The organism is Stenotrophomonas sp. YJH_SMC_33, assembly GCF_059372295.1.
In genome coordinates, this window is the sequence record NZ_JCAFVJ010000003.1 from 308,493 (window position 1) to 325,302 (window position 16,810).

Consider the following 16,810-nt stretch of genomic DNA (forward strand, 5'->3'; position numbering starts at 1 on the left):
CACTACCAGGACGCCGTACCGTCGCCGCGCGTGACAACGTCCGGCAGCTTCTCCGGATTCAACACGCTGTACACGTTGGCGATGCGGCCATCGACCACTTCGATGGTGGTGATCGAGTGCAGGTGGTCGCCCTGGAAGCGCAGAATCGCCGGCTCGCCATTGACGCAGCCCAGGTGGGCCGGATGCACCGCGCCACGGCGGGCGATGGCCCAGAACAGGCGGCCGATGCGCTCGGCACCCAGCAGTGGGCGGATCGCTGCGGTAACCACGCCGCCACCGTCGGAGACCAGTTGCGCGTTGGCGTGCAGCAGCGCTTGGATCGCCTCGCTGTCGCCGCGCTGCGAGGCGTCCATGAAGCGCGCCAGCAGCTGCCGGTGCTGGCTGGCATCGGCGTTGAAGCGCGGCCGCCGGGCCAGCAGGCGTTGCCGGGCACGGTGCACCATCTGCCGGCAGTTGGCCTCGCTGTGACCGATCAGCTCGGCGATCTCGCGATAGTCGTGGTCGAACGCCTCTTTCAGCAGGAAGGCGGCGCGTTCTTCGGGGCCGAGTTGTTCGAGCAAGGTCAGGAAGGCCACCGAGACATCGTCGGCCAGCGCATGCAGCTGGGCCGGGCCGGGCGCCGGGTCAGGCTCCAGCGTGACGGCCAGCGGCTCGGCCAGCCACGGCCCGACATAGTGCGCGCGCTCGCGCTTGGCCGCACGCAGCCGGTCCAGGCCGAGCCGGGTGGTGGTGGTGACCAGCCAGGCCTCGGGGTCGCGGACGCTGGCAGGATCGGCGCCGGACCAGCGCAGCCAGGCGTCCTGGACCACGTCTTCGGCGTCGGCGCGGCTGCCGAGCAGGCGGTAGGCCAGGGCCATCAGGCGCGGGCGGTGGGTCTGGAAAGCGGTTTCAGCGTTCATGTGGGCAAGGACGCCGCAGTGGCGCATGGCGTGACAGAGGGCTTGCGCGGATAGTGCCGGCCGGCGGCCGGCACTACCACCCCCGCGGCCGGGGGAGGGGGTAAAATGGGCGGATTACCCCGCCAGCCTCGAGCAAGCGAGCAAGACGTGACATCGATCAAGCAGGAAGACCTCATCCAGTCCATCGCCGACGCGCTGCAGTACATCTCGTACTACCACCCGGTCGACTACATCAAGAACCTTGCCGCCGCCTACGAGCGCGAGGAGTCGCCGGCCGCGAAGGAGGCGATGGCGCAGATCCTGATCAATTCGCGCATGTGCGCCGAAGGCCACCGTCCGATCTGCCAGGACACCGGCATCGTCACCGTGTTCCTGGAAATCGGCATGGACGTGCGCTGGGACGACGCCACCATGGGCGTGGAAGAGATGGCCAATGAGGGCGTTCGCCGCGCCTACATGCACCCGGACAACAAGCTGCGCGCCTCTGTGCTGGCTGATCCGGCCGGCAAGCGCATCAATACCAAGGACAACACTCCGGGCGTGGTCAACGTCAAGGTGGTGCCGGGCAACACCGTCGACGTGATCGTCGCCGCCAAGGGCGGTGGTTCGGAAGCGAAGACCAAGTTCGCCATGCTCAACCCGTCCGACTCCATCGTCGACTGGGTGCTGAAGACCGTGCCGACCATGGGCGCCGGCTGGTGCCCGCCGGGCATGCTCGGCATCGGCATCGGTGGCACCGCCGAGAAGGCGATGCTGCTGGCCAAGGAAGCGTTGATGGAGCCGATCGACATCACCGAACTGCAGGCCCGGGGCGCGTCCAACCGCATTGAAGAGCTGCGCCTGGAGCTGTACGAGAAGGTCAACGCGCTTGGCATTGGTGCGCAGGGCCTGGGGGGCCTGACCACCGTGCTCGACATCAAGATCAAGGATTACCCGACCCACGCGGCCAACCTGCCGGTGGCCATGATCCCGAACTGCGCGGCCACCCGCCATGCGCACTTCACCCTGGATGGCAGCGGCCCGGTGATGCTGGACCCGCCGTCGCTGGAAGACTGGCCGAAGCTGACCTATGACGCGTCCAAGGGCACCCGCGTGGACCTGGACACGATCACCCCGGAAGACGTGGCCAGCTGGAAGCCGGGCCAGACCCTGCTGCTCAACGGCAAGCTGCTGACCGGCCGCGACGCCGCGCACAAGCGCATGGTCGACATGCTCAACAAGGGCGAGGAACTGCCGGTGGATCTGAAGGGCCGCTTCATCTACTACGTCGGCCCGGTAGATCCTGTGCGCGACGAAGTGGTGGGCCCGGCCGGCCCGACCACGGCGACCCGCATGGACAAGTTCACCGAGCAGGTGCTGGCGCAGACCGGCCTGCTGGGCATGGTCGGCAAGGCCGAGCGCGGCCCGGCCGCCATCGAAGCGATCAAGAAGCACAAGTCGGCCTACCTGATGGCCGTTGGTGGTTCGGCCTACCTGGTGTCCAAGGCGATCAAGGCGGCCAAGGTGGTCGGTTTCGCCGACCTGGGCATGGAAGCGATCTACGAGTTCACCGTGCAGGACATGCCCGTGACCGTGGCCGTCGATTCCACCGGCGAATCGGTGCACAAGACCGGCCCGCGCGAATGGCAGGCCCGTATCGGCAAGATTCCGGTGGTGGTGGAGTAATCCTTCCGCCCAGTGTTCAGACAACGGCGCCCGTGTGGCGCCGTTGTTGTGTGCAGCCTGCCTGCGCGTGGCCTGCTCTGCTAACGTACTGGCTGGCGTTCTGGAAGGGAGTCCATCGTGCTGCAGTTGCCGCGTGTTTTCGTGTTGCTGGTCGCTGCGCTGGCGTGCAGCGCCTGCGGGCCACGTTACTTCGTCGAGCCTCCCACCCACGAAGCGGGGAAGATCTGCGCGTCGGTCTGCGAGAACCGGAAGGCAACGTGCGACTTCCACAACCGCGCCCTTGCCGAGTCGGATCAGCGCAGCTGCGAAAGCGAGAAGAGCCGGGTCATCAGCCGTTGCAGTGATATCGCCGATGACAAGCAGCGGCACAACTGCGAAGGGGGCAACGGTGCCGGCAACTACTGCGGTCCCCCGGTGCTTCCTTCATGCGGCGCTCCGTACGCCCAATGCCTGCTCTCCTGCGGCGGCACCGTGAATGACGTTCGCACCGACACCGGTGTTCCCGTGTACTGATCGGGGCGCGCGTCGGGCCTGCACGAGTAACCGTAGTCTGCTAGGGTCGGCACATCCCTGCACTGGATGTGCCCATGCGCCTGCATCGATCCGTCGCGACTGTATTCCTGCTGGTCCTGGCCGGCTGCAGCACAACGTCCTCCTATGAAGGTGCGGATTTCTCCGCCTCCTCGCAGTGCCGCGTGCAATGTCAGGCCGATTATCGGAGCTGCATGGCGCGGGGGAGTATCGGCAGCAACGACTTCAGCTGCGAACAACAGATGGTGCCGGCGCCGGACAAACGCTGCAAGGACGTTGCCAATCCCGAACTGCGCCGTTCCTGTGAACTGAAGACACACGACTGCGCGATACGCACGCCGATCATGTCCTGTAGCGAAGGCCGCGATACCTGCATGAGCCGCTGCGGCTGAGCAACGATTGCCCGTGCAGGGCATAATCGGCCGATTCATCCACCCGGGACTTGCGCATGAGCACCACGCTGTATGGTTCGACCAGCACCGCCGCCCTGGTGGTGCACTGGCTGCTGATCGAACTCGGCATCGAGCACGAACTGGTGCTGCTGGATTTCGACGCACGCGAGCACAAGTCGGCCGAGTACCTGGCACTGAACCCTGCTGGCGTGGTGCCGACGCTGCTGATCGATGGCCTGGTACTGACCGAAGCGGCGGCCATTGCACTGTACCTGGCTGATCGTCATCCGGACGCCAACCTGCTGCCCGCGCTGGGCACACCGCAGCGCGCCGATGCCTACCGTTGGATGTTCTGGTGTGCCAATACGCTGCAGCCGGCCTATCGAGCATGGTTCTATCCACACGAAATGGCGGGCGAGGCGAATATCGAGGCCAGCCGCGGGATGGCACGGCAGCGCCTGGAAGCGGCCTGGCAGCATGTGGCCGCGCACCTGCATGCACATGGCCCCTACCTGCTGGGCGCCACGCCCTGCGTGGCCGACTACATGCTGGTGATGCTGATGCGCTGGTCGCGCAACATGCCGAGGCCCAGCGACACCTGGCCGGCGCTGAAGGCGCATGCCACGTCGATGAAGGCGCGCCCGGCGTTCGCCGAGGTGTATCGCCGCGAGGGCATCACCGACTGGCAGTAGCCCGTTCTGCAGCGCCGAGCCACGCTCGGCTGCATTCACGGGTGGCACGCGAGCAGCAGCCGGGCAGCAGCCGGCCAGGGCTCGGCTCTGGCAGTGCGGGTTACAGGATCTCCAGCACCGTTTCCGGCGGCCGGCACAGCCGTGTACCCTTGGGCGTGCGCACCACGGGGCGGTTGATCAGCCGCGGGTGTTCGGCCATCGCGGCCAGCAGCGTGGCCTCGTCCGCATCCTCCAGGCCAAGTTCGGTGAACTGCGCCTCCTTGTTGCGCACCAGCGCCCGCGCGTCCAGTCCGGATTCGGCCAGCACCTGGCGCAGCGTGGCCGCATCGGGTGGGTTGCCCAGGTATTCGATCACCTCCGGATCGAAGCCTGCATCGCGGATCAGCTTCAGTGCGCCGCGCGAGTTGCTGCAGGCCGGGTTGTGCCAGATCGTCACGTCCATCAGAACCACTCCAGCAGGGACACACCCACGCCCACGTAGGTGGCCTTGTGGTTGTAATCGATCAGGCTTTCGCCGTAGCCGTCGAAGACCTGCACATGGCCGCGCAGCAGGTTGCTGATCGGGAAGCCGTAATCCAGCTGCAGGGCGCCGTGCGAGCGGCTGCCGGTGCGCAGCGAATGGCGTGCCATCAACGAGACTTCGTGGCCGTTGCGGTTCCAGGTCAGGGTCGCGTCACCGCGGCCCATGTAATCCTCGATGTCCGGGTTGTTGTCATCGCTGCGGGTTTCCGGGATGCGGTACCAGGGGCGCAGCACCAGCGCCCAGTTCTCGCGGTCCAGGCCGATGTTGAGCATGACCCGGTTCCAGCTGCGCGACAGTGGGTCGGCCCGGCCATTGGACTGGTGGTTCAGCGCGATGCCGGTCATGCGCCCGCGCCAGCCACCGATCGAGTAGCCGTTGCGGAAGACCATCATCACTTCCGGTTCGTAATTGGTTTCGCGGAAGGGGCGCGAATCCTCGCTGTTGTAGGCCTGCCAGCGCGAGCTCTGGGTGTAGCCGGCCCAGATGTCGCCGTTGTCGCCGAACAGGTTTTCGGCGATCTTGGTCTTGAAACTGATCTGGAACTTCAGCTCGGCACTGTCCAGCACCTGCGGCGTGGTGACCGTGTTGGCCGGATTCGGCGAATGCGGTGTGGTGTTGCGGTCGCTGGTCCAGAACGCAGGCAGCAGGTACACCGGCTTGTAGGCGCGCAGCTGGAACGGGCCGAGCTTGGAGTCTTCGGCCAGTTCCCAGCGGCTGTCCAGCAGTGAGCCCCGGCCAGCGTTTGCCAGCGCGCTGTCGGGCTCTGCTGGGCGGAGCAGATCACTGACCCGCTCGCGCAGTTTCTCTTCGCCCTGGCTTACGCGTGCAGTCTGTCGTTCTTCGCGACGGGCCTGTGCTGCTGCCTCGGCGGCAGCGTCGGCCTCGGCGGTGGACTGCGCGGAGCGCCCGAACTGCCGGTCATAACAGGCCAGGCGGGCAGCGTCTGTGGTAATCGCCGCACATGCGGCCGGCGAGGCTTCGGCGCTGGGCGCGAACTCCTGCGCAGCGAGCGGAGCACTGGCCAAGGCCAGCGCCAGCGGTGCGAGGCGGGGAAGCAGCGGGGGGAGGGTCATTCCAGCAGGCCCTTCGGTGAATACGGGAGTCGCACAGTGTGGCGGCTGTACCGGGTCGCGGCCAGCCCCCACGGTTTATGCACGCCCACCGCGTGCGTGCGGCGTGAAGGCGGTGCCGATTACAGGAACCACGCGAAGGCGAACAGGCCAAGCATCGCGATCACTACGGCCAGTTTCAGCGCCAGGCCGAGCAGGATGCCGAGCCAGGTGGCCAGTCCCACCCTGGTCGAGCGGCCCAGCTCGCGGGTGTGCCAGTACTCGCCGAGCAGGGCGCCGAGCAGTGGGCCCGCAAACAGGCCGATGGGCATGAAGAACAGCCCCACGATGCTGCCGGCGAAGGTGCCCCACAGCGCCTTGCGGCTGGCACCCACCCGCTGTGCACCCACTACGGTGGCCAGCACGTCCGCCAGCAGCGAGAGCACGGTCAGTACGCCCAGCGCAACCAGGGTCGGCCAGCCGACGTGGACGAAGCCGTCCGCCCAGGCCGCCAGCAGCAGTCCGATGAACACCAGCGGGATGCCGGGCAGGGCCGGGAGGATGATGCCCGCGATGCCGGCGAGGACAAAATGACCGATAGCAGATACAAGATGAATGAGAGTCCCATGCTGTCCCGTATGGTGGCCGTTTTGGGGTTGACAGTGAAAGATTTTGCCAGTTGCTTTTTCGTTTTGGGCGGGTTAAGTTGCAGTCGCTGAGCTTGGCAAGGTCACCGTGGATCGTGGCCTGATGAAGCAAGATCTTCCCGATCCGCTGCATCGATGCACCTCGCTTCCCCCTTGCTTGTCAGCCGCCCACCAGGCGTTTCCAACAACAAGAGAGAGTCACCAGGGAGTTAGTGAGATGTCTGATCGCGAGACCGGTACCGTCAAGTGGTTCAACGATGCGAAGGGCTTCGGCTTCATCAGCCGTGAAAACGGCGAAGACGTGTTCGTGCACTTCCGCGCCATCCAGACCCAGGGCTTCAAGAGCCTGAAGGAAGGCCAGAAGGTCACCTTCACCGTCGTGCAGGGCCAGAAAGGCCTGCAGGCCGACGCCGTGCAGCCGACCTGATCGCGCTGCAAGCCGTCGCATGAAAAAGGCCCGCGCAAGCGGGCCTTTTTCTTTGCGATCGGCCCGGTGCAGATCAGCGCAGGATGACCTTGCCGTTGACTACGCGCACGTAGGTGTTTTCGCGGATGCCGCCGAGGTCGCGCTGGTTGACCACGATGGTGCGGCCATCGTCCATGCGCACGCTGATGTCGTAGGTATCGCTGGTGACGTTCTTCTGGATCTGGTTGCCCGCCAGCGCGCCGCCGACCGCGCCCGCAGCGGCGGCGATGTTCTTGTTGCCACGGCTGCCGCCGGTGTGGTCGGAGATCTCGTGGCCAGCCACCGCGCCGACGATGCCGCCGAGGATCGCGCCGGTCGCGCTGGGCGCAGTGCGGCCCGAGGGCACCGTGTTGATGCGGGTGACGATGCCGCAGTCGGCACAACGGCCCTGGTTGTAGCCGCCGTTGTTGCCGTAGCCGCCGTTGTTGTAGCCGTTGTTGTAGCCGCCACCGCCATAGCCGGGGGAGGTGGCACAGCCAGCCAGGGCGAGGGTAGCGATGGCGCTGGCGGCAATGAGCTGGATCTTCATGGGGCGTCTCCTGGCCGTGAAGGCGGGTGCGTTGGGTGGTACTGCGTCGTGCAGCAGGGTGGACGAATCGTCCCCTTTTGAACGTGAACAAGGCGCCAACCGCGCAGCCCTTGCCCGGCTGCAGGATGAATGCGGCTCAGCGGAAGTCCTGGTGGCAGGCGCGGCAATCGGCCTGCACCGTTTCCACCACCTGCGCCAGGGCCGTGCAGTCGCTGGGCGGCGCGGCCAAGGCGGCATTGAGGCTGCCGCGCAGCTGGCTGGCATGCTGCTGGAACTGCGCGCTGTCCTTCAGCCCGGGGAAGGCAAGATCCAGGTCGTTGGACAGCAAGCGCATTGCCTGCAACCGCGGCACGCTGTCGGCCAGGCTGCAGCGGTTCTGCTGCTGGGCCTGCAGCAGCAGCTGCGACTGCCGTTGCATCACCTGCATCAGGCTGTCGGGGAACGGGTCGCGGCGGGACTGCAGGGCACGGCCGACCATCACCGTGGCGACCAGCCCGATCAGCAGGCCCAGGCCGAGCACGAACAGGTAACGGTAGGCAGGTGACGGGCGGCGGGGCGGGCTGGCGTTCATGGCAGGCTCTCCGGCGTGCAACGGTGGGTTCGATGCCGGCGCGCAGCAGGTGCCGGCAGGTGCACGTTAAAATAGCGGCATGAACGAACTGGTCAAACAACGCTTCGCCGGCATCGAACGGCTGTATGGCGTGGGCGCACTCGAGCGCCTGCAGGGCAGCCGCGTGGCGGTGGTGGGCATGGGCGGCGTCGGCTCGTGGGTGGTGGAGGCATTGGCCCGCTCTGCGGTCGGCCACCTGACCCTGATCGATGCCGATGACATCTGCGTTTCCAACACCAACCGGCAGCTGCCGGCGATGGAAGGCAACTACGGCCGCAACAAGGCCGAGGCGATGGCCGAGCGTTGCCGCGCGATCAACCCGGACATCGAGGTCGATGCCGTGCAGGCATTCCTGACCGTGTCGAACATGGCCGAGTTGCTGGACCGTGGCTTCGACTTGGTGATCGATGCCTGCGACAGCTTCCGGGTCAAGGTCGAGACGATCGCCTGGTGCCGTCGCCGCAAGCTGCCGCTGCTGACCGTGGGGGCTGCCGGTGGTCGCACCGATCCGACCCTGGTGCGCATCCGCGATGTCTCGCGCACCGAGCACGATGCCATGCTGGCACTGATCCGCAAGAAGCTGCGCAGCGAGTTCAACTTCCCTAGGAATGCCAAGCGCTACTTTGGCGTGCCGGCGGTGTATTCGCTGGAGAACGTGAAGTACCCGCAGGCCGATGGCAGTGTGTGCGGCATCCGGCCGAACCTGGGCGCCGATGCGGCATTGAAGCTCGATTGTGGTGCAGGCCTGGGGGCGGCGACCCACATCACCGGTGCGTTCGCCTTCGCCGCAGTGGGCAAGGCGCTGGAAATGCTGCTGGAGCCGAAGAAGGTGAAGGCCGACGTGGCTGAAGCCCACGCCGACGCATGACGGTAGGCGCCGGCCGCTGGCCGGCATTGCCGTTGATCGTCGCCGATTCGATCAACACGTAAGTGCAGCCGGTAGCGCCGGGCCCTGCCCGGTGGCGGGTCCGCCGCTCGTTACAACGCTGGCAGAGCGAACAGCCGTCGCGCGTTCTCCGTCGTGGCATGTGCAACGGCTTCAACGTCCATTCCGCGCAGTGCCGCGACATGGCGGGCGATGACCGCCAGCCGTGCCGGTTCGTTGCGCTGGCCGCGGATGCCGGCGTCAGGCTGGTCGGGCGCGTCGGTCTCCAGCAGCAGCTGTTCCAGCGGCATCCCGCGCACCAGGCGCTGCAGCCGTTGCGCGCGTTCGTAGGTCAGCGGACCACCGAGACCGAGCAGGAAGCCCTGCCGGTGCAGCTGCGCAGCCTGTTCGGGGCTGCCGGAAAAGCTGTGCACCACGCCGCGCAGGCCGCCGATACGGCGGATCGCGGCGATCACCGCGTCCACCGCGCGTCGCGCGTGCACGATTACCGGCAGCTCGAACTCGCGGGCCAGTTGCAGCTGACCGATGAAATACGCCTGTTGCGCCTCCTCATCCAGCCCCTCGACGAAGAAATCCAGCCCGCATTCGCCGATCGCACACGGGCGTTCGCGCTCGATCCATTCGCGCAGCAGCGGCAGATGGTCGGGCCGGTGCTCGGCCAGGAACATCGGGTGCAGCCCGTAGGCCGGATGCAGCCCCGGCGCCTGCTGGCAGACCACGCGCAGCTTCGGCCAACTGGCCGCGGTCACCGCCGGCACCACCTGCAGGCGCACGCCAGCGGCCTGCGCGCGCGCGATCACGGCGCTGCGGTCACTGTCGAACTCGCCGGCATCGAGGTGGCAGTGGCTGTCGACCAGCGGGCTCAACGCTGTTCCAGCGACGGCGCAACCGTGGCAGCGTGGCGGCTTTTCCAGTTGGCCAGCAGCAGGGTGCCGAAGCCGAGCACCAGCTCATCGACGAACGGGATCGGGTCCGGGATGAACAGCGTCAGCACGAACAGGCCCGCTGTAAGCTTGAACAGGGTGGGGTAGCGCAGCCGGCGGGCCCATTGCAGTACCGGCAGCAGCATCGGGTTGGCCATGGCGGAAATCCTCGTGGGGAATATGCAAACGCTACCACGGGCCCAGCATTTCCCGATGCTGAATGGGTTACAGGAATGAGCAGGAAATGTGGAGATTCCGTTCAGGCAGCGCATGCTGCAATCTGGTTCGAGAACGTTGCGGATGGTCCGCAAGGAGCAGGTCATGAAAAGCACAACTACAACTGTCCTGGTCGCAGCGGGCGCGCTGCTGGTCGGTGGCATCGCCACCGCCGCCTTCATGAAGAGTGGCGACAAATCGCCCGATTCCATCAGCGCCACCACCCCCAATGGCGAGTCGCGCCTGGTCGACGGCAGTGCCACCGACGATGGCGCACGTGGTGACAGGCTCGACCCGTCTGCGCCGCGTGGGCTGGAATACGCCGACGTGCTGAAGGTCGACCCGATCACCGAGAAGCAGAAGGCCTACGCCACTGTGATCGGCACCGATCCCGTGCGCGAGACTTCCACCACCCAGACCCCGCACGAGGTGTGCCAGGACGTGACCGTGCAGGAACGCCTGCCGGAGCGTGATGGCAACGTCGGTGGCACCGTGGTCGGCGCCGTGGTCGGCGGCCTGCTCGGCAACCAGGTTGGCGGCGGCAACGGCAAGAAGGCCGCGACCGCCGCAGGCGCGGTGGCCGGTGGCTTCATCGGCAACCAGATCGACAAGCGCCACGTGGGTGGCCGCGTGGTCAACCGCACCGAGCGCCAGTGCCACACCGAGACCGCCACCTCCGAGTCGAGCCGTGTTACCGGCTACAACGTGACCTACCGCAACGAAGACGGCACCACCGGTACCATGCGCATGGCCAGCAAGCCGGGCAACCGCATCGCCATGGGCACCAATGACGTGGTGAAGGGCTACAACGTGACCTACCGCTACGACGGCGCCGAGAAGACCGTGCGCATGGACAACAAGCCGGCCAGCGATCGCCTGCCGGTGGTCGATGGCCAACTGGTCACGCAGACCGCTGCTGCCGGCGCCACTGCGGCCACGCGCCAGTAATCCAGAATACGTGCTGTACCCGACGGGCCGGCGCATGCCGGCCCGTTTCGTTGTGAGCGCGGGCATTCATCCGTGTGGAGGCCGAATCCACCATCATGGTGGCCCCTTCGACATGGAGTCGGCATGAGCATCTTCGACCTGCGCCTGGAAACCGAGCGCCTGATCCTGCGCCCGCTGCGGCGCGAGGACTACGAACCCTATCTGGCGTTCTGCGCCGACGAGGAAACGATGCGCACCCTCGGTGGCGTGCAGCCGCCTTCGGTAGCCTGGCGCGGCTTCTGCAGCCTGGCTGGCGCCTGGCAGCTGTTCGGCTTCTCGATGTTCAGCGTGATCGAAAAATCCAGCGGGGACTGGATCGGGCGGATGGGCCCCTGGCAACCGCAGGACTGGCCGGGTACCGAGGTCGGCTGGGGCATCCGCCGCGCCAGCTGGGGCCGGGGCTATGCGCCGGAAGCGGCGGTCGCGGCGATCGACTGGGCCTTCGACACGCTGGGTTGGCACGAGGTGATCCATACCATCGCCGAGAACAACGACAACTCGCGGGCGGTCGCGCGCAAGCTCGGCAGCAGGTTGCTGCGCATGGGCGAATTGCCGCCGCCGTACAACGACAAACCAATGCAGATCTGGGGCCAGTCGCGCGAGCAGTGGCGGCAACGCGCGCGCTGAGCGTTGCCTGGTAGTGCCGGCCGCTGGCCGGCAACCATGTTGCGGCAGCATTCGTGCAATCGCCGGCCCGCGGCCAGCGTTACCTGGTTGCCATGCTGCATCCGCGCTTGGCATTCCCTGGCGCACTTGCCAGACTGCACGCAGCCGGCCGCCGGCCGGATCCGATGGAGCAGGCAATGGTGGAAGAGCGCGTCCCGCTGACGGTGCATGGCATGTCGGTCTCGGGCAATTGCCACAAGGTCCGGCTGCTGCTTGAGCAGCTCGGGAGCCGTTACCGCTGGGTGGAAGTGGACAGTGCCCATGGCCAGACCCACACGCCCGAATTCCTTGCGCTCAACCCGAATGCCAAGGTGCCGCTGATCGTCCGCGACGACGGCCGCGTGCTGACCGAATCCAACGCGATCCTGTTCTGGCTGGCCGAAGGCACGCCCTACCTGCCCAGCGATGGCTGGGAGCGTGCGCAGGCGTTGAGCTGGATGTTCTTCGAGCAGTACACGCACGAGCCGTGCGTGGCGGTAGCGCGCTTCATCCGGGGCTGGACGGCGCCCGACTCGCCACGCCGCGCCGAGCTGCCACGGTTGCACGAGCGCGCCGCCACCGCGCTGGCGGTGATGGAGCAGCACCTTCGCCAGGCGCAGTGGTTCACCGGCAGCAGCTACGGCATCGCCGATATCGCCCTGTTTGCCTACACCGACGTGGCAGGCGAGGGCGGCATCAGCCTGGAGCCATTCCCCGAGGTGCGCGCCTGGCTGCAGCGCGTGCGTGCGCAGCCGCGCTTCCTGCCGATGCCGGCGGTGACCGCCGAGGTGCGCTCGCGTTTCGAGGCGGCTTGATGCCCACAGGGTAGCGCCCGGTATTGCCGGGCGGAACGCAACAACGACACGGAGGGTGTTCGATGTTCGCTGTGGTTCCGGATCCGATTCCCGCACGCATGCGGGGGCTCAACCGCGCCGAGGTGTGCGACGTCAATTTCCTTGAGGCGGTGCGCGGGTGGCGCGGGACGCCGCGCCCGCGACCCGCGGCAGATGCTCCGATCCTGCCCGGCAGTACGCTCACCGCTGCCGCCTTCGATGAACTGTTCGACTCGCAGCTGGCCAGCCGCCAGCTGGACCTGATGGCGCGCGTGCTGCGCGTGCAGAACAAGGTCTTCTACACCATCGGGTCGTCCGGCCATGAAGGCAACGCGCTGCTGGCGCGGGCCTGCCGGCACACCGATCCTGCCTTCCTGCACTATCGTTCCGGCGCCTTCATGGCCGAGCGTTCGCGCCAGGTGCCGGGCATCGACCCGTTGCGCGATGCTGCGCTTTCCTTCGCTGCCTGCGCCGATGATCCGGCCAGTGGTGGCCGCCACAAAGTGTGGGGCAGCAAGCCGCTGTGGGTGCTGCCGCAGACTTCGACCATCGCCTCGCACCTGCCGAAAGCGCTGGGCACCGCGCTGGCCATCGAGAGTGGCAAGCGGCTGGCGCAGGCGCTGCCGGTTCCCGCCGACAGTATCGTGCTCTGCTCGTTCGGCGACGCCTCGGCCAATCACGCTACCGCGCAGACGGCGTTCAACACCGCGATGTGGGCGGCCTACCAGAAACTGCCGGCGCCAATCCTGTTCGTCTGCGAGGACAACGGCCTGGGCATCTCGGTGAAGACCCCCGATGGCTGGATCGCCGAGCGCTTCAGCCACCAGCCGGGGCTGGACTATTTCTTCGCCGACGGGCTGGACCTGGCCACCGGGCACGCCCAGGTGCAGGCTGCGGTGGAACACTGCCGGCGAACGCGGCGACCGACTTTCCTGCATCTGCGCACCACGCGCCTGATGGGCCACGCCGGCACCGACTTCGAAGTGGAATGGCGGGCGTTGCCGGAGCTGTGCGCGGCCGAGGCGCAGGATCCGCTGCTGCGCTCGGCGCAGATCGCACTGGAGTCGGGCTGGATGGATGCGGCGGCGATCGAGACGGCCTACGAGACGATGCGTGCGCGCTGCATGGCCGCTGCGACCGAGGCTGAAGGCGGGGCGAAGCTGGGGTCGCTGCGGGAGGTGATGGCGCCGCTCGCACCGTACACGCCGGCAGCGGTGCAGGCCGAAGCGCAGCGCGAGGTCGCTGCCGAAGCGCGCGAGGCACTCTATTGTGGTATCGAGGCATTGCCCGAACGACAGGCGCCGCGGCATCTGGCGATCCAGATCAACCACGGCCTGCAGGAATTGCTGGCGAAGTATCCGCAGAGCCTGCTGTTCGGCGAGGACGTGGCCCAGAAGGGCGGTGTGTACACTGTCACAAAGGATCTGCTGCGCCGCTTCGGGCCACGCCGGGTGTTCAACACCCTGCTGGACGAAACCATGATCCTGGGCATGGCGCAGGGCCTGGCCAACATGGGCATGCTGCCGATTCCGGAAATCCAGTACCTGGCCTACCTGCACAATGCCATCGACCAGTTGCGTGGCGAGGCCTGTTCGCTGCAGTTCTTCTCCAACGACCAGTACCGCAACCCGATGCTGCTGCGGGTGGCCGGGCTGGGCTACCAGAAGGGCTTCGGCGGCCACTTCCACAACGACAACTCGATCACCGCCCTGCGCGACATCCCCGGGCTGGTGGTCGGCTGCCCGTCGCGCGGCGACGATGCGGTGATGATGTTGCGCACGCTGGCGGCGCTGGCCCGGGTGGATGGGCGCGTGGCCGTGTTCCTGGAGCCGATCGCGCTGTACATGAGCAAGGACCTGCATGAGCCGGGCGATGGCCAGTGGCTGTTCGACTATCCGGCTCAGGGCCGGGCACTGGTGCCGGGCGAAGGCCGTGTTTACGGGCCGGAGGCGGGCGATCTGGTGGTCTACACGTATGGCAACGGCGTGCCGATGGCGTTGCGCGCAGCGCGAGCCATCGGGCAGCAGCTGGGCTGGCAGGTGCGGGTGGTCGACCTGCGCTGGCTGGTGCCGCTGGATGCCGGCTTCATCGCCGCCCAGGCCGCCAGCGCACGGCGGGTGCTGGTGCTGGACGAGGGCCGGCACAGTGGCGGGGTGGGCGAGGGCGTGGTGACCGCACTGGTCGAGGCCGGTTTCGGCCATCTGCCACTGCGCCGGGTCTGCGGTGCCGATACCTACACCCCGTTGGCGGGGGCAGCAATGTTCGGGCTTCCAAGCGACAATGCGGTGATTGGCGCCGCCCTTGAACTGGCGCAGGAACCTTGATGCATGTGTGGATTGGCGGGAATGTTGTTGCCGGCGCCTGTGGCGTCGGCCGAGCTACTGCAGGCGCAGGTGCTGGCCATGGGCGAAGCGCTGCACCATCGCGGGCCGGATGATGGCGGCAACTGGGTCGATGCCGGTGCAGGCATCGCGCTGGCACACCGTCGCCTGAGCATTCTCGACCTGTCGCCGCTGGGCCACCAGCCGATGGCTTCGGCCGACGGCCGCTATGTGATGGCGTACAACGGTGAGGTCTACAACTTCGCTGCCCTGCGTGCAGAACTGGAGCCATTGGGGCATGTCTTCCGTGGTCACTCCGACACCGAGGTGCTGCTGGCAGCGATCCTGCAATGGGGCATGGAAGACACCCTGCAGCGCTGCAACGGCATGTTCGCCATCGCGCTGTGGGACCGCCAGCAGCAATGCCTGTGGCTGGCCCGCGACCGTGTTGGCAAGAAGCCGTTGTACTACGGCTGGGCCGGGGACACCCTGGTGTTCGGCTCCGAACTGAAGGCGCTGTGGCAGCACCCGGCCTTCGACAACGACATCGACCGTGACGCACTGACCCTGCTGCTGCGGCTGGACTACATTCCAGCCCCGCACAGCATCCACCAGCGCTGCTACAAGCTGATGCCGGGCCGCGTGCTGCGCCTGGATGCCGAAGCCGTGGCGGCGGGCGCTTCGGCGCATCGCCCGGAACAGGCGCAGCGCCCCTACTGGGATGCACGTGCACGCATGCAGGCGGCGCTGGCTGCGCCGTTCCAGGGCCGCATTGAGGAGGCCGAGGAGCAGCTGGACGGGCTGCTGCGCGACGCAGTGGCGCTGCGCATGGTGGCCGACGTGCCGGTGGGCGTGTTCCTGTCCGGGGGTACCGATTCGTCGCTGGTGGCGGCGCTGATGCAGGCGCAGAGCGGGCAGCCGGTGCACAGTTTCAGCATCGGATTTACCGATTCGAGCCACGACGAGGCGCCGCTGGCCAAGGAACTGGCCGCGCACCTGGGCTGTGACCACACCGAACTCTACGTGAGTGGCGCCGATGCACTGGCGGTGGTGCCGCAGTTGCCGGCGATGTTTGACGAACCCTTCGCCGATGCCTCGCAGGTGCCGACCGCGCTGGTCGCCCGGCTGGCGCGGCAGGGCGTGACCGTGGCGCTTTCCGGCGATGGTGGCGATGAACTGTTCTTCGGCTACACCCGCTATGTGCGCGCGCTGCGCAACTGGCAGATGCTGGGGCGCGTGCCTGGGCCGCTGCGGCGCTGGATGGGCGCGCGCTCCCAGCAGCAGGGCGAGGCCTCGCGTACCGGCGGCCTGGCCGCGCTGTTGGCCGAGTCCGGCGCGCGTGGCATCGGTGACGTGTACCGCAACCGCATCTCGCGCTGGCGCGACCCGACAGCGGCAGTGCCGGGCGCGCAGGCTGCCGGCAGCTTCTATGATCTGGCCGATCCGTTGCACGGCGCCGGCACACCGGCCGACGCGATGATGCTGGCCGATTATCTGACCTACCTGCCGGATGATCTGCTGTGCAAGGTCGACCGGACCTCGATGGCGGTCAGCCTGGAAGCGCGCGCACCGTTGCTGGATTCACGCGTGGCCGAGTTCGCCTGGTCGCTGCCGCTGGGCTTCAAGCGCAGTGAGACCACCAGCAAGGTGCTGCTCAAGCGCGTGCTGGGCCGTTATGTGCCGCAGTCGATGGTGCACCGTCCCAAGCGCGGTTTCGGCGCACCGGTCAGTGACTGGCTGAAGGGCGACCTGCGGCCGTGGGCCGAAGACCTGTTGCAGCCGGCACGGCTGGAGCGGGAGGGCGTGCTGTCGGCGGCCGCCATACAGCCGCTGTGGCAGCAGTTCCTCGGCGGCCAGCGCAAGTGGCATACCCATCTGTGGAACGTGCTGATGTTCCAGGCCTGGCAGGCGCATTGGCGGCAGGTGCGTGCGGGCGTGACGGGCGGCTGATCTTCACCGGCCTGCAAGGGCCCGGCGACTAGGCTGGTGCTCCCGC

Annotated in this window: 19 protein-coding genes; 11 read left to right on the top strand and 8 right to left on the bottom strand. The window is 67.2% G+C overall.

Translation table 11 applies throughout. The features are described from left to right. Positions 1-2: 2 nt before the first annotated feature. Positions 3-899: an RNA polymerase sigma-70 factor gene (locus AC5P9W_RS08140; protein ID WP_111099275.1), complete on the bottom strand. Its 897-nt coding sequence runs from the start codon at positions 897-899 to the stop codon at positions 3-5. A gap of 147 nt (positions 900-1,046) precedes the next feature. Between AC5P9W_RS08140 and AC5P9W_RS08145 the strand changes: the two genes are divergently transcribed. The 4 genes from AC5P9W_RS08145 to AC5P9W_RS08160 all read left to right on the top strand — a co-directional run bounded on the left by AC5P9W_RS08145 (position 1,047) and on the right by AC5P9W_RS08160 (position 4,179). Continuing rightward, positions 1,047-2,564 (top strand): fumarate hydratase, encoded by a 1,518-nt coding sequence (locus AC5P9W_RS08145; protein ID WP_019660432.1) that lies wholly within the window; start codon positions 1,047-1,049, stop codon positions 2,562-2,564. 117 nt (positions 2,565-2,681) lie between these two features. After that, positions 2,682-3,077: a hypothetical protein gene (locus tag AC5P9W_RS08150; protein ID WP_111099277.1), complete on the top strand. Its 396-nt coding sequence runs from the start codon at positions 2,682-2,684 to the stop codon at positions 3,075-3,077. Between the two features lie 74 nt (positions 3,078-3,151). Beyond that, complete coding sequence (locus tag AC5P9W_RS08155) at positions 3,152-3,487, top strand: hypothetical protein (protein ID WP_019660430.1); 336 nt, start codon at positions 3,152-3,154, stop codon at positions 3,485-3,487. A 56-nt stretch (positions 3,488-3,543) separates the two neighbouring features. Then, entirely contained in the window at positions 3,544-4,179 is a 636-nt protein-coding gene (locus AC5P9W_RS08160; protein ID WP_019660429.1) for a glutathione S-transferase family protein, read from the top strand. Positions 4,180-4,279: 100 nt separating this feature from the next. Here the strand turns inward: AC5P9W_RS08160 and arsC are convergent, their stop codons facing one another. The 3 genes from arsC to AC5P9W_RS08175 form a co-directional block, all read right to left on the bottom strand. Continuing rightward, positions 4,280-4,621 (bottom strand): arsenate reductase (glutaredoxin), encoded by a 342-nt coding sequence (gene arsC, locus AC5P9W_RS08165; RefSeq protein WP_019660428.1) that lies wholly within the window; start codon positions 4,619-4,621, stop codon positions 4,280-4,282. Further along, the gene (locus AC5P9W_RS08170) at positions 4,621-5,775 is read right to left on the bottom strand and encodes a phospholipase A (RefSeq protein WP_019660427.1); all 1,155 of its coding nucleotides are present in this window, start codon (positions 5,773-5,775) and stop codon (positions 4,621-4,623) included. Before AC5P9W_RS08170 ends, arsC begins: the two co-directional genes overlap by 1 nt. A 119-nt stretch (positions 5,776-5,894) precedes the next feature. After that, the gene (locus AC5P9W_RS08175; RefSeq protein WP_495219040.1) at positions 5,895-6,368 is read right to left on the bottom strand and encodes a DUF456 domain-containing protein; all 474 of its coding nucleotides are present in this window, start codon (positions 6,366-6,368) and stop codon (positions 5,895-5,897) included. A 247-nt stretch (positions 6,369-6,615) separates the two neighbouring features. Here AC5P9W_RS08175 and AC5P9W_RS08180 point away from each other — a divergent pair, with 247 nt between their 5' ends. Continuing rightward, positions 6,616-6,825 (top strand): cold-shock protein, encoded by a 210-nt coding sequence (locus tag AC5P9W_RS08180; RefSeq protein ID WP_005410290.1) that lies wholly within the window; start codon positions 6,616-6,618, stop codon positions 6,823-6,825. A 73-nt stretch (positions 6,826-6,898) separates the two neighbouring features. Here AC5P9W_RS08180 and AC5P9W_RS08185 read toward each other — a convergent pair whose 3' ends face one another. Together AC5P9W_RS08185 and AC5P9W_RS08190 are read right to left on the bottom strand one after the other, a co-directional pair. Further along, on the bottom strand, positions 6,899-7,393 hold the full coding sequence (locus tag AC5P9W_RS08185; RefSeq protein WP_005410289.1) for a glycine zipper 2TM domain-containing protein: 495 nt from the start codon (positions 7,391-7,393) through the stop codon (positions 6,899-6,901). Positions 7,394-7,529: 136 nt separating this feature from the next. Next, the gene (locus tag AC5P9W_RS08190) at positions 7,530-7,964 is read right to left on the bottom strand and encodes a cytochrome c (protein ID WP_019660425.1); all 435 of its coding nucleotides are present in this window, start codon (positions 7,962-7,964) and stop codon (positions 7,530-7,532) included. Positions 7,965-8,043: 79 nt separating this feature from the next. Between AC5P9W_RS08190 and AC5P9W_RS08195 the strand changes: the two genes are divergently transcribed. Then, positions 8,044-8,871: a tRNA threonylcarbamoyladenosine dehydratase gene (locus tag AC5P9W_RS08195; protein WP_019660424.1), complete on the top strand. Its 828-nt coding sequence runs from the start codon at positions 8,044-8,046 to the stop codon at positions 8,869-8,871. Between the two features lie 110 nt (positions 8,872-8,981). Here AC5P9W_RS08195 and AC5P9W_RS08200 read toward each other — a convergent pair whose 3' ends face one another. Then, complete coding sequence (locus AC5P9W_RS08200; RefSeq protein ID WP_019660423.1) at positions 8,982-9,755, bottom strand: TatD family hydrolase; 774 nt, start codon at positions 9,753-9,755, stop codon at positions 8,982-8,984. Then, positions 9,752-9,970: a DUF6116 family protein gene (locus AC5P9W_RS08205; protein WP_019660422.1), complete on the bottom strand. Its 219-nt coding sequence runs from the start codon at positions 9,968-9,970 to the stop codon at positions 9,752-9,754. The genes AC5P9W_RS08200 and AC5P9W_RS08205 overlap by 4 nt, the downstream gene beginning before the upstream one ends. A gap of 163 nt (positions 9,971-10,133) precedes the next feature. Here AC5P9W_RS08205 and AC5P9W_RS08210 point away from each other — a divergent pair, with 163 nt between their 5' ends. The 5 genes from AC5P9W_RS08210 to asnB all read left to right on the top strand — a co-directional run bounded on the left by AC5P9W_RS08210 (position 10,134) and on the right by asnB (position 16,764). Then, positions 10,134-10,976: a glycine zipper 2TM domain-containing protein gene (locus AC5P9W_RS08210; RefSeq protein ID WP_026347069.1), complete on the top strand. Its 843-nt coding sequence runs from the start codon at positions 10,134-10,136 to the stop codon at positions 10,974-10,976. A gap of 123 nt (positions 10,977-11,099) precedes the next feature. Beyond that, entirely contained in the window at positions 11,100-11,642 is a 543-nt protein-coding gene (locus AC5P9W_RS08215) for a GNAT family N-acetyltransferase (RefSeq protein ID WP_019660420.1), read from the top strand. A 176-nt stretch (positions 11,643-11,818) separates the two neighbouring features. Beyond that, the gene (locus AC5P9W_RS08220; RefSeq protein ID WP_031269994.1) at positions 11,819-12,475 is read left to right on the top strand and encodes a glutathione S-transferase family protein; all 657 of its coding nucleotides are present in this window, start codon (positions 11,819-11,821) and stop codon (positions 12,473-12,475) included. 62 nt (positions 12,476-12,537) lie between these two features. Next, positions 12,538-14,817 (top strand): thiamine pyrophosphate-dependent enzyme, encoded by a 2,280-nt coding sequence (locus tag AC5P9W_RS08225; RefSeq protein ID WP_134732283.1) that lies wholly within the window; start codon positions 12,538-12,540, stop codon positions 14,815-14,817. 3 nt (positions 14,818-14,820) lie between these two features. Continuing rightward, complete coding sequence (asnB, locus tag AC5P9W_RS08230; protein ID WP_021203034.1) at positions 14,821-16,764, top strand: asparagine synthase (glutamine-hydrolyzing); 1,944 nt, start codon at positions 14,821-14,823, stop codon at positions 16,762-16,764. Positions 16,765-16,810 lie beyond the last annotated feature (46 nt).

Coding starts and splice junctions, on each gene's coding strand:
- AC5P9W_RS08170 (WP_019660427.1), bottom strand. CDS start 5,775: ATGACCCTCCCCCCGCTGCTTCCCCGCCTCGCACCGCTGGCGCTGGCC.
- AC5P9W_RS08225 (WP_134732283.1), top strand. CDS start 12,538: ATGTTCGCTGTGGTTCCGGATCCGATTCCCGCACGCATGCGGGGGCTC.
- AC5P9W_RS08155 (WP_019660430.1), top strand. CDS start 3,152: ATGCGCCTGCATCGATCCGTCGCGACTGTATTCCTGCTGGTCCTGGCC.
- arsC (WP_019660428.1), bottom strand. CDS start 4,621: ATGGACGTGACGATCTGGCACAACCCGGCCTGCAGCAACTCGCGCGGC.
- AC5P9W_RS08220 (WP_031269994.1), top strand. CDS start 11,819: ATGGTGGAAGAGCGCGTCCCGCTGACGGTGCATGGCATGTCGGTCTCG.
- AC5P9W_RS08160 (WP_019660429.1), top strand. CDS start 3,544: ATGAGCACCACGCTGTATGGTTCGACCAGCACCGCCGCCCTGGTGGTG.
- asnB (WP_021203034.1), top strand. CDS start 14,821: ATGTGTGGATTGGCGGGAATGTTGTTGCCGGCGCCTGTGGCGTCGGCC.
- AC5P9W_RS08210 (WP_026347069.1), top strand. CDS start 10,134: ATGAAAAGCACAACTACAACTGTCCTGGTCGCAGCGGGCGCGCTGCTG.
- AC5P9W_RS08190 (WP_019660425.1), bottom strand. CDS start 7,964: ATGAACGCCAGCCCGCCCCGCCGCCCGTCACCTGCCTACCGTTACCTG.
- AC5P9W_RS08140 (WP_111099275.1), bottom strand. CDS start 899: ATGAACGCTGAAACCGCTTTCCAGACCCACCGCCCGCGCCTGATGGCC.
- AC5P9W_RS08180 (WP_005410290.1), top strand. CDS start 6,616: ATGTCTGATCGCGAGACCGGTACCGTCAAGTGGTTCAACGATGCGAAG.
- AC5P9W_RS08205 (WP_019660422.1), bottom strand. CDS start 9,970: ATGGCCAACCCGATGCTGCTGCCGGTACTGCAATGGGCCCGCCGGCTG.
- AC5P9W_RS08185 (WP_005410289.1), bottom strand. CDS start 7,393: ATGAAGATCCAGCTCATTGCCGCCAGCGCCATCGCTACCCTCGCCCTG.
- AC5P9W_RS08215 (WP_019660420.1), top strand. CDS start 11,100: ATGAGCATCTTCGACCTGCGCCTGGAAACCGAGCGCCTGATCCTGCGC.
- AC5P9W_RS08195 (WP_019660424.1), top strand. CDS start 8,044: ATGAACGAACTGGTCAAACAACGCTTCGCCGGCATCGAACGGCTGTAT.